Genomic DNA, 12918 nt, shown 5'->3' with positions numbered 1-12918 from the left:
TGTTCAGCTTAAGATCTTGAACGTCACTGTTAATCGAAGATCCAGCTGGCATTTGGCCGATTTCTACAGGTTGATTACTCGGCATAGGCAACCAGTTCGAATTAACTTGAGTAGTTGGATTCGAAGCCACTGTTGGAAGCTTACGAACCACTGGGATTACTCACTGCCGTGACAGAAACACTATAGGTAGCAGTGTTCGGTGCCGCAGATTGAGTTGGTTCCGACGCGGTAATTACGCGTCACTGCTTTTTGAAAATTTCTAATTCAGCTCTCACCTAAATTCCTCCCCCGCCTCAACCAAATTCGATAGTTTGGAAATGATCCAAAAACTAAGAAACATTATTCCAACGTTGACTGATGAGGAGGAAAAATGACAATGAACAGCAACAACATCGGTGACTCAACCGGTTCCCAGATGTACAACGGTGCCCCAGCAGAATCTGATAGAAATTCGCTTGCATTAGGCGATCTGGGACCGCTTCTTCTTCATGACGTTCATCTTGTGGATAACCTCGCGCACTTCAACCGCGAATCCGTTCCTGAACGCCGCCCACACGCCAAAGGATCGGGAGCGTTCGGCGTCTTCCGTGTTACCCACGACGTTTCGCATTACACCAAGGCGGATCTCTTCCAGCCCGGTCGTGAGACGCGCATGCTCGCTCGATTTTCAACTGTTGCAGGTGAACTCGGATCACCAGACACCTGGCGCGACGTTCGAGGATTTGCTCTGCGGTTCTACACCAATGAAGGCAATTTTGACATTGTAGGTAACAATACGCCTGTATTCTTTGTTCGTGACCCAATGAAGTTCCCGCACTTCATTCATTCACAAAAGCGCACTGCAGACTCTGGTCTACGGTCTGAGGACATGCAGTGGGATTTTTGGACTAACAATCCTGAATCCGCACATCAGGTCACTTATCTTATGGGGCCGCGCGGTTTGCCACGGTCTTGGCGTCACATGAACGGATACGGTTCACACACCTACATGTGGATCAACGCAAGCGGAGAAAGATTCTGGGTCAAGTATCATTTCCACACCCAACAAGGAGTCGAAAATCTGTCGAACGCCGAGGCACAAGAGCTTGCTGGTGTCGACGCAGACTTCCATCGACGCGACCTCTTCGAGGCGATCGCCGAAGGGAACTTCCCGAAATGGCGATTCTCAGTCCAGATCATGCCTTATGAGGAAGCAAAAACCTACCACATCAACCCATTCGATTTGACGAAGACGTGGTCGCACCATGACTACCCGCTGATTGACGTGGGTGAATTCGAACTCAACGAGAATCCGGAAAATTATCACGCACAGATCGAACAAGCAGCATTCGCCCCTTCGAACTTCGTGCCTGGAACCGGTTTCTCGCCCGACAAGATGCTACTCGGACGCGTCTTCGCTTATGCGGATGCCCAGCGTTACCGCATCGGGCCGAACTACGATCAGCTCCCCATTAACCAACCAAAGAACGGCGCTGTCCTCACCTATAAGCAGGACGGACCAATGGCGTATCACCACAACGGTTCAGATCCTACTTACGCCCCTAATTCCTACGGAAAACCTTATTCGGACTTCGAAGGGACTGTGGAAAACTCATGGGAAGCCGACGGCGAGATGATCCGGGCTGCCTACACGCTACGTGAGGACGACGACGATTTCACACAAGCCGGAACCCTTGTACGCGAAGTCTACACCCCCGAAGAGGTCACTGATCTGGTTGAAACTGTTGCCGACATGTTGGTCAAAGCGTCGAGTGTAGTTCGTGAGCGTGCATTTACTTACTGGAAGAACATCGACACCGCCACCGGTCAAAAAATTGAAGACGCCGTTCACGCGCGTGTATAACGAACACGCACGTACCAAAAGGTATTAGTAGGTCTATCACTAGGTCGCGCATAAATAGCGGTGGCTTTGTTAACTGAGTTAGGGGAGCACTTCCTTTGAAGTGCTCCCCTAACAATTAGCGATCGCTGAAATCACCTACACTGTTACTTCTTTCTTCTGGCAAATCCGATTCCACTCACAAGGCTTGCACCAACGAGCGCCAGCACAATGCCACTAAGTGCAATCGTCAAATTGTCGGAACCTGTGGTGGCAAGTCGATTGCCATCCCCGCTCATTGAACCTCCAACACCGGCAGTTCCGGTAGCACTAGCGTCAGCTCCACCAGCTCCTGCGGCAGTCGCTGGTTCAACGAGTACCTGCATCGCAGCTACCGACGAATCCACTTCGGAATAGGCAACCACATAGTGCAGACCTGGCTCAGCGACAGCAGGAACAGCAAAGTCAAATGCGATTTCTCCAGTTGCCGTCGTCGTTGATTCACCGATGAGCTTTGCATCCGTGTAGAAGTAGAACTTCACGGGTGAATTTGGAGTGAAACCGCAGAAATGGGTTGCAACCCCATTGTTCTTCTTCGCTTTCTTCATCCCAAATTTATTGTTTGGATGTTTCTTACCCCAGTCCTCAATTGCTTTGGTATTCGGGAACACTTTAGATACGTGCCCCATTGGCTTCACACATTGGGTTGCGTCGTCGGCATTTGGAACATCTGCTACCTTCCCAAGCTTGAGAGCAAACTTGATCGGATCATGATCGGAAGACCGGTATGGCGTAGTATCAAACAGATCGTTGACCTTGACGTTCATGTTGTAGTTTGAGTACTCAAAAGCCGCTGGCTCCATTGCATTGACGTTCCAAACATCAGCTCCTACCAGCATCTTTTCCCCAGCCGGGTTGGCGAAACCGTGGTCGAGTGAGCCAATAATACCACTGAACTGATACGAGTGGTTCTTGACGTTGTATTTCTTTGCAATGCTTACATATCCCTTGTTCTCAATGGTGCGAAGTGGATCTTCTTCCGTGTAGGAGTTCATATCACCCAAGATAAACACTGGTTTTTGCGCGAAGTTTTGCTCGACCCATGCAAGCATCGCCTTAGCTTGCTCCACCCGAAGCAGGTTGTTCTTTCCTTGTCCCTTATCGACATCGTTAGGAATCTTAGTTGCCTGTGATCCCTTTGACTTCAGGTGATTAACAACCGTCACGAAGGTCTGCCCGAATCCTTCACCACGAGCATTTACACCTTGCCATTCTTGAGCCAAAGGCTCGCGAGCAAAGCCACTGATGAATTCATTTCCAATGAGGATCTTTGATTCTCCCACTGGCTTCACGTTTTTGCTCTGGTAAATATAGGCAAGTCGAATAACGTCTTCGGACTGAGGTACTGCCGACGGCGACGCTACCCGCGTCCATTTATCGTAACCAGCAGCCTTGTTGAGTTCTCGAACTAAGTTGTCCAAGGCGGTGTCACGTGGTTTTCCATATTTCGCCGAGTTCTCGATTTCCTCAAGTCCGATGATCGTTGAATCAAGAGCATTAATCGCCGCCACGATCTTCGTCTGCTGACGCTTCATCGCAGCCTCAGTGTAGGCGCCTCGTACGCTACATTTATTCGCGGTAATAGGTTCGCCCTTACGATCAGGCCAGCCTTGGCACTTGGCTTCCTGCGCACCCAACGACACAAAATAATTCAAAACATTGAATGACGATACCGTTACGTCTCCACCAAAGTTTCCAGGAGCCGCAGGACGCTTATTGTTGCTGATTGTAATCCAATTCTTAGAATTGTCCACATACGAGTTTGGATCATCAGCACCCATCACGTTCACAGGTTCCGTTGGCTGGTAATTCCACTGATACCGGAAATCCAAAATCATTGGTTTCTTAAAAGTCACGTGAGCACCAACTCGAAGTGGATCCTTGACGTTGAGGTATGGAACCGGCACCAAATCATTCTTGTACTTGCTGCCAAAATACGACCAGCTAGATCCGTCGTCCAACGTTATTTTTCGCTTCGCATTCGCCTCGCTCATTGCTTTGAAGCCAATAGGATTTTCGCTCGGATTGAACATCTCGGTAGGTTGGATCAACGGCTCGGCACCAATCGCTAAGCCGACTTGCCCGTATTTGTTCGTATCGTAGTTGTTGGTGACGGTATGAGTTCCAGTTACGGCGATCAACATGCCTTCAAGCGCCTCACGATCTGCTTCCTCAGTAGGCGCAGCATCGATGACTACCGGAACTGGATCCACAACCTCTGCAGTTTTCTCGAGTTTTTCCCAGCTCATAGCCTTTAATTGCGTCAGACTATAATATTCGTTCACCTCACCAACCACAGAAATGTAATCTCCAATTTTCACACTTTGGGCGAGAGTTTTGCTGTATACAAACAGACCGTCCGAAACGCCGTCGTCATTCTTGCCGCCAGTACCAGGCGTTTGGATATATATTCCGTCGAACCCTCCGGTAGGGTAGACACCGGTAACAACACCTTGCGTCTTGACTTTCTGCCCTTGTAACGGACTTTGGCTTCCCGAACCCTGCACTTGGGCAATCGTGACTTCTTGAATATCAACAGGCAAGTTCGTAGAATCGGTATTTCCCGAACTAGGATCTTTTGGATCATTGTTTCCCGATGCGCCAGTAGCATCGCCGCCACTGTACTGCGGAGTTGCTGATTTAACCGAAAAATCTACCGAGTTGTCGTTTGTGTCAATGCCACCATCGGCACGTTGATTGGAAGTTCCTCCAGCAGTTTGTGCCTTGTGTGCCTTCCCCTCAAAGGATTTCGTAGCTCCCCAACCGAAAGTATCGATTACGCCGGTGTTTGCACTCTGGTCTCCGTCAAATAACGTTTGTGCTTGCGTCCCCTGTGCAAGCACAATTGTCGCTGCACTTGCTGAAGCGTTGAGAGTAGTTTCCTGATCTGCTTTCAAAGGAGATTCAGTGCCAGAATTCCCTGCTTTTCCAACAAGAAGGAAATATCCTTTTGGAGCAATCTTGCCGTGTAAAGCGAAGGAATTACTACTGCTGAGCTTGTCTTTAGTGAAGTATTGAATCGACATTCCATCAAGCGAAATATCCTTATCTGTTGGATTGTACAGTTCAACGTAATCACGGAATCTAGCATCACTACTACCACCACGCACGTAAACTTCACTGATCACAATTGATGCCCCTGTAGAGTATGACCCTGCTGGCGCGGCCTCCGAAATGCTTGTTCCGAATGGGACAACTAAACCTGCAGCGACAGTTAGCCCCGCAAGTTGCATTAGTTTCTTACGCATATTTTCCCCTTTAATGCGTCCGTATGAGAATCGTGACTGTGCATCATCGCACGTTATAAGGCTATATTCACACTGATGAAAATTAAAGCGATTACTGAAAACCTTAAAGAAATATTTCCGATCCGTTAGTCCAAAATTTTCTACATGAGACGCAGCATTAACAATATTCGGACGCATCCCAAGCTTTGCCTAGGACAAGTAAAATATGAGTATGACTTCTCAGACAGCACACTTCCCGCTCACCTTACCTATCCGTATCCTTCTGCTGGGAAGCGGAGAACTCGGCAAAGAACTCACCATTTCACTTCAGCGCCTTGGTTGCCACGTTATCGCCTGCGACACTTACCAAAACGCACCTGCCATGAGCGTTGCTGCGCAGTCCGTCGTCATCGATATGACCGACGCCGACGCCGTCACCACGCTTATCAACGAGACGCAACCAGACCTCATTGTTCCCGAAGTGGAAAAATTGGCCATCGGGGCACTCACTCAGGCCGCTCAGGACGGGATTCGGGTAGCCCCCTCGGCAAAAATTGTACAACTCACTTTTGACCGCCAAGGCATCCGCACCCTCGCTGCCGAAAAAGCTGGCGTTCCTACCAGTAGTTATGCATTTGCCGATTCTTTAGAACCGCTTCAAGAAGCCGCCAAAACAATCGGATTCCCCTGCTTCATCAAGCCAACGATGTCTTCGTCTGGGCACGGGCAGTCGCGTATACGCGACGCAAGTGAGCTGGAGACCGCATGGAATGAGGCCTGCTCCGGCGCACGAGCCAACACTGGACGGGTCATTATCGAAGGTCAAATAGATTTTGACTACGAAATCACCCTGCTCACTGTTCGGCATCTCGACGGCGATCAGGTGGTCACGAGTTTCTGCGCCCCGATTGGTCACTGCCAAGAGAACGGCGACTACGTCGAATCGTGGCAACCGCAAGAGATGAGCCCACTAGCTGCCGAACGAGCCAAAGCTATTGCGAAAGCTGTAACAGACACCCTCGCCGAGGAATCTGCGCACGAAAATTACCCTGTATTGGGCATTTTCGGCGTTGAGCTGTTCATCAAGGGCGACGACGTTTTCTTCTCCGAGCTTTCACCACGCCCGCACGACACCGGCTTGGTCACATTGGCCTCACAAACGCAAAGCGAGTTTGACCTCCATGCGCGCGCCATTCTTGGACTACCAATCGACACAACGCTTCAGACGCCGGCAGCATCGGCACCGCTAAAGGCACCAACCGCCGTCGAAACTCCACGCTACCACGGCGTTGCTGAAGCCCTTGCTGATCCTTCCGTGACTGTGCGCATTTTCGGCAAACCGCACGCCCACCCTGGCCGTCGAATGGCTGTTGCCGCAGCTCAAGCTCAAGATGTTGCCACTGCACGTGAAATCGCACGCGCAGCAATCGGTAAAATCAAAATCGAATCTGAATAAGCAGGTTGCGCCCAGCCGAAATTAGGTAGGTTGCGCCCAAAATCTTGCCCACCTCTGCACCCGATAGCGCAAACGAAACCGTTTATTTGTTGGTAGAATCGGTTTAATTCTGTTCGTTTTGGGGAGTGCCGACGCTCAAGTCATTCACTTTGATCACAAGCCTCCCGAGGTGTACAAGGCGTGGATTTTCTTTTTCGTGCAGGAAAATACATGAAATTAATCGACGTCGGATTACAGATTACGCGGGGACGCCATGACTGAAGCGCTAGTGCCACCAGTGCCGCCAAGGCATCTACTGCTACCCATATACCTGATTTCCAGCGCGAATAACACTGAGTTAGCGCCGAAAGCTTCGATCCTTTTGGACCATATCTGCCAAGATCTCGAGGCTCTGGGACTCAACCCGATCCGCGCAAACGTTGATGAGTTCGCGCAGCTCACCCAGAAGGAAAGTCAACAGCTCATCAGCTCGGTGGTTTTTGTCCCCAACACCGAAACTCTCACCGAGTTATGCGAAACCCTTCCTACGTGGCATAGCTTTGTAAGCAATAATGAGTCACTAATCGTGCTCGCAGTAGAATCTTCCGCGGATCTTGAGCATGCCGCCGCGTTCACCAACTCCGTTAAGTCGCTTGGAGTTGTTTTTTCGAGCGATAGCGCCCTTGACTCAATCACTGCAAGCGTTCTCGAAACATTATGCGCACAGGCGGCCAACAGCGGAGCATGGTATCTCGTCCATTCTTTTGGCTCTGGGGCTGCTGTGATAGAACCTGATCGAGATCCGGTGCTCATTGGCACGTTTGAATGCGGCGTCGTCAATACGCACGGAGTAGACGAGGCGTTTATGGCCGGAGTGCTCAATGGTCTAGCTCAAGAGTGGCAACCAAACAAAGCCGCGCGTTTTGGTAGCTTTGTGGCCAGTGGTGTTGCCGAAATAGACGGTGAGTTTCTCGCCGTCGACGAGTGAATGAACGCCGTCAGCGCATGTGCTAGCTATCAGCGCTCAACGCGAGATCGCACCCAAGAATCGCGGCGGCACGGTGACGATCCGCTCCTGATCCCAGGGCATTTCCCAACCAGCAAGATTCAAAAGTGCATCAGTAATCTCAGCCGTTAATCCCCAGATGAATAAGTCACGCACAGCAAATGCTGGACCGGTGCGCATCTGTTCGTCACCGGTGACACGCCAAGTGCAACGATGAGCGGGATTGACCAGATCATCTACCGAAATGAGATGAACCTGCTCCACTTCCTCGCGGTTTGGTTGACAACTCTCAATATCTCCGTGCCAACGTGCCAGCACGGGCACCACATGAAAGAGATTTCCTCGCAATTTCGTGTCTGGGAGCCGCCCCTGCACGCTAATATGCTCCGGTGGAATTCCCACTTCTTCGAAGCACTCTCGAACAGCGGTTTCTTCCGGCGTCTCAATTCCATCGCGCGAACCACCCGGAAAACATATCTGCCCAGCTTGGAAACGCATACTGCGCGCACGCTCAGTAAACAAAATGCTCGGCTCACTTTCCCCACTGGAAAGTAAGACGAGCACCGCCGCTTGACGCGCAGTATTGGCAGTAGCGTGTGATTCTAAGCGATTCATCTTCTCACCCAGACTCTCCTCGTGCCGTGCCCTGCTTGGCAAGTAACTCTTATCACTCCGCGATGTTATAGCGATTCATCAGGCAAAACGATCATATTACGTGGATTCCAGATCACCACATCTTGATTTTCGCTACTAGTAGCTTGCCTGCGAAGCGCGCGGCGCAATAGGTCCATACGCTCGGCCATCGTCACATCACCAGAAGCAGAAGCGGCAAAAACGCGCCTCTCACGCCTATTTTGCCGCTCAAGTTCGTCGCGCATAAACTCACCCACTTGTCGCACTCGCTCGAGTTGTTTTTCAAGGCGAATGCGCTGCTCATTTAGGCGTTCCACATCGGCTTGTAGTTTGAGAATGCGCGAAATTCCAGAGAGATTAATCCCTTCGTCTTGGGAAAGGCGCTGGATCTCAATCAGTTTGTCGACGTCGTTCAAGGAGTAACGACGGCCGCCACCACGAGTGCGTCCAGCCACCACCAGCCCGAGGCGGTCATATTGACGCACGGTTTGTGGATGCATTCCAGCAAGCTCAGCAGCAACCGACACAGTAAGTATCGGCGCACTGCGTGAAACTTTAGCCATCGTTCCTCCTCTCCCAACTCGAAACTATCTCGTTATCTCGGCTCAGCCCTTTGGCACTGCCTTTGACCAGCACCGCATTTAAGATCAGCACAATACCGACATTGAAATTCTATCGTGCCGCTTCATTTTCCACACTTGCATCAAAAATCTAGCGATCGTTTTCTACGCCTGTGTCAAACCCGAGCGTGTTAACCAGACTCCGTTAAACCTGAGCCATCTTTTGGAATTCCGCGCGCGGATCAGCACCTTCCGAAGCCTTTCTGAAAGCCTCAACCGCAGCACGAGTTTCTTCAGACATCTTCTTTGGCACAACCACTTTCAAGCGGACGTACATGTCGCCTGCCTCGCCTTTTGTGGGCTGCACTCCCCGACCACGCACTCGCAGCGTTTTGTCTGAAGAAGATCCCTCAGGCACTTTGACGTGCACAGTCTCTCCGTAAAGGGTTGGCACATCAACCGTTGCCCCCAAGGCCGCTTCATCAAAAGCCACCGGCACATTGATGTACACGTCTTTGCCACGCAGCTCATAAACGGGATGGGGTTCCACAGCAACTTTAATCAGGATATCTCCCGATTCGCCGCCGTTAATGCCGGGCTGACCTTTGCCTTTGATCCGGATTTTCTGCCCGTCCGTTACGCCTGCAGGAATACGCGCGGTAACTTTGCCGGACGGCGTCGTCACCGAAACCGTGGTGCCACCGATTGCGTCGCGCAAAGGAATTGACGCATTGGTGATTACGTCGTCGCCACGTTCACGACGCCGCGAACCAAACCCGCCAAAACCACCGAAGCCGCCTTGCGAGTCCGCTTTTGGCGCACCTGCGCCAAACATCGAGGATAGTATGTCTTCGAAGCCAGGATTCGGAGCGCCGCCACCGGTGTTGAAGCGAACGTTCCCGCCGCCAAACATCGAGGAAAATACGTCCTCAAAACCACCAGCACCTCCAGCACCAGGAGAAAAGCGCGCTCCTCCGCCCGACATCGTCCGAATAGCATCGTACTGTTTGCGATCCTGCTCGTTCGAAAGAACTTGAAAGGCCTCGGAAACTTCTTTGAATTTGTTTTCTGCAGCCTTGTCACCTGGATTTTGGTCAGGGTGATACTTGCGCGCCAACTTACGATATGCCTTTTTAATATCGTCTTGCGACGCCGATTTATCTACGCCCAAAGTGGCATAGAAATCCTTTTGCATCCAATCTTGACTTGCCATCCGGCGTCACCTCCTACTGCGGCGAAACGACCCCAACGCGCGCTGGGCGCAGAATCTTTTCGCCATGCCGATAGCCTGGCTGGATCAAGTGCGCCACGTGTTCAGTTTCGGCATCTGCCGAGGTCTGGTGCATTAGCGCTTCGTGAACCTCTGGATCAAAAGCCTCGCCCACTTCACCGAAGCGCTTGAGATCAAAATTACGCTCGAGCGTCGATTCAAGTTCAGAGATCACAGCACCCGCCGGGCCTTCTAAATCGCCGTGTTGGCGCGCCAAATCTGCGTTATCGAGCACGCCCATGAGTGCTTCCAAAACTTTTGCTACTCCGAAGGCCTGTTGGTTTGCCGCGTCTGCCTTCGCACGCTTGACGTATCCGTTGTACTCCTGTTGCAGGTTGTACAAATCAGCTTTTCGGCGCGCTACTTCGTCCTCAAGTTCGGTTATCCTGAGCAAAGCTTGGTCAAGCTCAGATAGCTCCCCTGGCTGCGATTCGTCACCAGCCGAGTTTTCCTCAGCGGCTGGCTGTTGCTCACATCCACAGTTAGACGATTCCTCGCTCACCTGCGCAGATTCGGTAGCTTCCACATCGGCTAACGGAGTTTCCTCCGCATCACGGTTGTCTTGTAGATTTTCCTCAGTCATCGTGGCTCCTCACCTAGATGTATCTCGATCACGGTTTTCAATTACTACCTGCAAGATCTTGATATGCTCCTTTTCCGTTTGTGGCTGGTGGCGCACCGCCCATCGGCAATGCGCCACCACAGTGTGAAGATTTGTGTTGAATATGTGACCTCACCACAATTCTTCACTCAGCCACAATCGGGTTCAAGAAGCTCAGTTCTTGCCCTTTTGATCGTTTTCGTCCACGATTTCCGCATCGACAACGTCGTCCTCGCCAGCTGCTTTAGCTCCCTTTGCGGCGTCGGTCCAGCCTTCGCCTCCTGGTGCAGCTCCCGCAGCAGCCTGCTCAGCTTGCGCCTGAGAATAAAGGGCTTCGCCGATCTTTTGCGACTTGGTGTTCAGCTCTTCTTGCGCCTTCTTGATTGCCTCAAGATCTTCGCCTTCAAGAGCCTTGCGCAGTGCATCGTTTGCCTCTTTGACCTCGGTGGTTACCGCGTCGTCGAGCTTATCGGCATTGTCGGCAATAAGCTTGTCGATCGAGTAGACCTGCTGCTCAGCCGTGTTACGCACCTCGGCATCTTCTTTACGCTTGGCGTCTTCAGCAGCATGCTCTTCTGCTTCCTTGACCATGCGCTCGATGTCTTCCTTCGAGAGAGCCGAACCGCCGGTGATGGTCACAGACTGCTCTTTACCAGTGCCGCGATCCTTTGCAGCTACGTGGACGATACCGTTGGCATCGATGTCGAAAGTAACTTCGATCTGTGGCATACCGCGCGGAGCCGGAGCAATACCCGAAAGTTCAAAGGTGCCGAGCAACTTGTTGTCGCGAGCGAAGGAACGCTCACCCTGGTAGACCTGAATAAGCACACTTGGCTGGTTATCCTCAGCGGTGGAGAATACCTCCGAGCGCTTCGTTGGGATAGCAGTGTTGCGCTCGATGAGCTTCGTCATGACGCCGCCCTTGGTTTCAATTCCAAGGGAAAGCGGGGTGACGTCAATAAGCAACACGTCGGTACGATCGCCCGAGATAACGCCTGCCTGCAAAGCAGCGCCAACAGCAACTACTTCGTCTGGGTTTACACCCTTGTTTGGCTCGCGTCCACCGGTGAGTTCCTTGACGACGTCGGTCACCGCTGGCATACGGGTGGAACCGCCCACGAGCACGACGTGATCGATCTCGGAAAGCTTGATACCGGCGTCTTCGATGACCTTCTGGAATGGAATCTTGGTGCGCTCGAGAAGATCTTTCGTCATTTCCTCGAACTTGGCGCGCGTGAGCTTCTCATCCAAGTGGATCGGGCCATTTTCGGACATCGACAGGTACTGCAGCGTGATATTCGTAGAAGTTGCCGAGGAGAGTTCCTTCTTTGCCTGCTCAGCAGCTTCCTTCAGACGCTGGAGTGCAATCTTGTCTTTCGACAGATCTGCGCCGTAGTTGTTCTTCACCTGCTCAACGAGCCAGTTGACGATGCGCTGATCCCAGTCGTCACCGCCAAGTTCGTTATCGCCCGAGGTGGCGCGCACCTGGATGGTGGAGAAATCGTCGTCGGCATCCTTGCTCACTTCGAGCAGGGAGACGTCGAACGTGCCGCCACCGAGATCGAAAACGAGGATAAGTTCGTCTTCCTTGCCCTTTTCAAGACCGTAAGCGAGCGCCGCAGCCGTTGGCTCATTAACGATGCGCTGAACGTTCAGACCAGCAATCTGACCAGCATCTTTAGTTGCCTGACGCTGAGCGTCGTTGAAGTATGCCGGCACAGTAATCACTGCATCAGTCACTGGCTCACCGAGGTATGCTTCAGCGTCCTTCTTGAGCTTCTGAAGAATGAATGCCGAGATCTGCTGAGCGTTGTAAGACTTGTCGTCAATATCGACTTTCCACGAGCTATCGCCCATGTGGCGCTTAACCGAAGAAATAGTGCGATCCACATTGGTAACCGCTTGACGCTTGGCGATTTCTCCTACGAGCACTTCGCCCGTTTTGGAAAAACCGACGACGGATGGGGTGGTGCGCGCGCCTTCAGCGTTTGCGATAACGGTTGGCTCGCCACCTTCAAGAACGGTAACAACCGAGTTGGTTGTTCCGAGGTCAATGCCTACTGCACGTGCCATTGTTGTTGTCTCCTTTTATATGTGAAACCTCTTGAGAGAGGATTCGAAAGTTCTGTGTTATTGATACCTCTCAAGTTTTGCACCCGATTGAAGTTGTGTCCAATCGACTTACTAATTCTTGAGTCTACTTCACTCAACTTTGACGGCACTGATTTTATTCCCAAACAAACTAAGAAACCGAACGAGACCTCAACCACACACTTCCAAACCCACCCAAAACATTTACGCAAAATA

At 51.6% G+C, this 12918-nt stretch carries 9 protein-coding genes; 3 read left to right on the top strand and 6 right to left on the bottom strand.

Annotated elements, in window-relative coordinates; all coding sequences use genetic code 11:
* Window positions 1-370 precede the first annotated feature (370 nt).
* Window positions 371-1843 (top strand): catalase, encoded by a 1473-nt coding sequence (locus tag EZJ44_RS05515; RefSeq protein ID WP_131281140.1) that lies wholly within the window; start codon window positions 371-373, stop codon window positions 1841-1843.
* Between the two features lie 143 nt (window positions 1844-1986).
* On the opposite strand, the gene EZJ44_RS05510 is transcribed toward EZJ44_RS05515, so the two are convergent.
* On the bottom strand, window positions 1987-5127 hold the full coding sequence (locus tag EZJ44_RS05510) for an ExeM/NucH family extracellular endonuclease (protein WP_165496127.1): 3141 nt from the start codon (window positions 5125-5127) through the stop codon (window positions 1987-1989).
* 211 nt (window positions 5128-5338) lie between these two features.
* On the opposite strand from EZJ44_RS05510, the gene purT reads away from it, so the two are divergent.
* Both purT and EZJ44_RS05500 read left to right on the top strand, forming a co-directional pair.
* Window positions 5339-6562: a formate-dependent phosphoribosylglycinamide formyltransferase gene (gene purT / locus EZJ44_RS05505; RefSeq protein WP_131281136.1), complete on the top strand. Its 1224-nt coding sequence runs from the start codon at window positions 5339-5341 to the stop codon at window positions 6560-6562.
* A 253-nt stretch (window positions 6563-6815) separates the two neighbouring features.
* Window positions 6816-7529, top strand: coding sequence for a hypothetical protein (locus EZJ44_RS05500; protein ID WP_131281134.1), 714 nt, complete (start codon window positions 6816-6818; stop codon window positions 7527-7529).
* Window positions 7530-7565: 36 nt separating this feature from the next.
* Here the strand turns inward: EZJ44_RS05500 and EZJ44_RS05495 are convergent, their stop codons facing one another.
* From EZJ44_RS05495 to dnaK, 5 genes are all read right to left on the bottom strand, one after another.
* Window positions 7566-8162 carry an NUDIX hydrolase gene (locus EZJ44_RS05495; RefSeq protein WP_131281132.1) on the bottom strand — a complete coding sequence of 199 codons (597 nt, stop codon included), beginning with the start codon at window positions 8160-8162 and terminating at the stop codon, window positions 7566-7568.
* Between the two features lie 65 nt (window positions 8163-8227).
* A complete protein-coding gene (locus EZJ44_RS05490) occupies window positions 8228-8743 on the bottom strand; it encodes a heat shock protein transcriptional repressor HspR (RefSeq protein WP_131281129.1) in 516 nt (171 codons plus the stop codon).
* A 202-nt stretch (window positions 8744-8945) separates the two neighbouring features.
* On the bottom strand, window positions 8946-9953 hold the full coding sequence (locus EZJ44_RS05485; RefSeq protein ID WP_131281127.1) for a DnaJ C-terminal domain-containing protein: 1008 nt from the start codon (window positions 9951-9953) through the stop codon (window positions 8946-8948).
* Window positions 9954-9966: 13 nt separating this feature from the next.
* Window positions 9967-10593, bottom strand: coding sequence for a nucleotide exchange factor GrpE (locus EZJ44_RS05480; RefSeq protein WP_131281124.1), 627 nt, complete (start codon window positions 10591-10593; stop codon window positions 9967-9969).
* Window positions 10594-10785: 192 nt separating this feature from the next.
* Window positions 10786-12684 (bottom strand): molecular chaperone DnaK, encoded by a 1899-nt coding sequence (gene dnaK, locus EZJ44_RS05475; RefSeq protein ID WP_131281121.1) that lies wholly within the window; start codon window positions 12682-12684, stop codon window positions 10786-10788.
* Window positions 12685-12918: the final 234 nt, after the last annotated feature.

It is taken from the genome of Arcanobacterium bovis (genome assembly GCF_004331995.1).
In the GTDB taxonomy this organism is placed as follows: domain Bacteria; phylum Actinomycetota; class Actinomycetes; order Actinomycetales; family Actinomycetaceae; genus Arcanobacterium_A; species Arcanobacterium_A bovis.
Note: the sequence above shows the minus strand (reverse complement) of the source record. Positions and strands in the feature narration are given on the sequence as shown.

Coding starts and splice junctions, on each gene's coding strand:
- EZJ44_RS05515 (WP_131281140.1), top strand. CDS start 371: ATGACAATGAACAGCAACAACATCGGTGACTCAACCGGTTCCCAGATG.
- EZJ44_RS05510 (WP_165496127.1), bottom strand. CDS start 5,127: ATGCGTAAGAAACTAATGCAACTTGCGGGGCTAACTGTCGCTGCAGGT.
- purT (WP_131281136.1), top strand. CDS start 5,339: ATGACTTCTCAGACAGCACACTTCCCGCTCACCTTACCTATCCGTATC.
- EZJ44_RS05500 (WP_131281134.1), top strand. CDS start 6,816: ATGACTGAAGCGCTAGTGCCACCAGTGCCGCCAAGGCATCTACTGCTA.
- EZJ44_RS05495 (WP_131281132.1), bottom strand. CDS start 8,162: ATGAATCGCTTAGAATCACACGCTACTGCCAATACTGCGCGTCAAGCG.
- EZJ44_RS05490 (WP_131281129.1), bottom strand. CDS start 8,743: ATGGCTAAAGTTTCACGCAGTGCGCCGATACTTACTGTGTCGGTTGCT.
- EZJ44_RS05485 (WP_131281127.1), bottom strand. CDS start 9,953: ATGGCAAGTCAAGATTGGATGCAAAAGGATTTCTATGCCACTTTGGGC.
- EZJ44_RS05480 (WP_131281124.1), bottom strand. CDS start 10,593: ATGACTGAGGAAAATCTACAAGACAACCGTGATGCGGAGGAAACTCCG.
- dnaK (WP_131281121.1), bottom strand. CDS start 12,684: ATGGCACGTGCAGTAGGCATTGACCTCGGAACAACCAACTCGGTTGTT.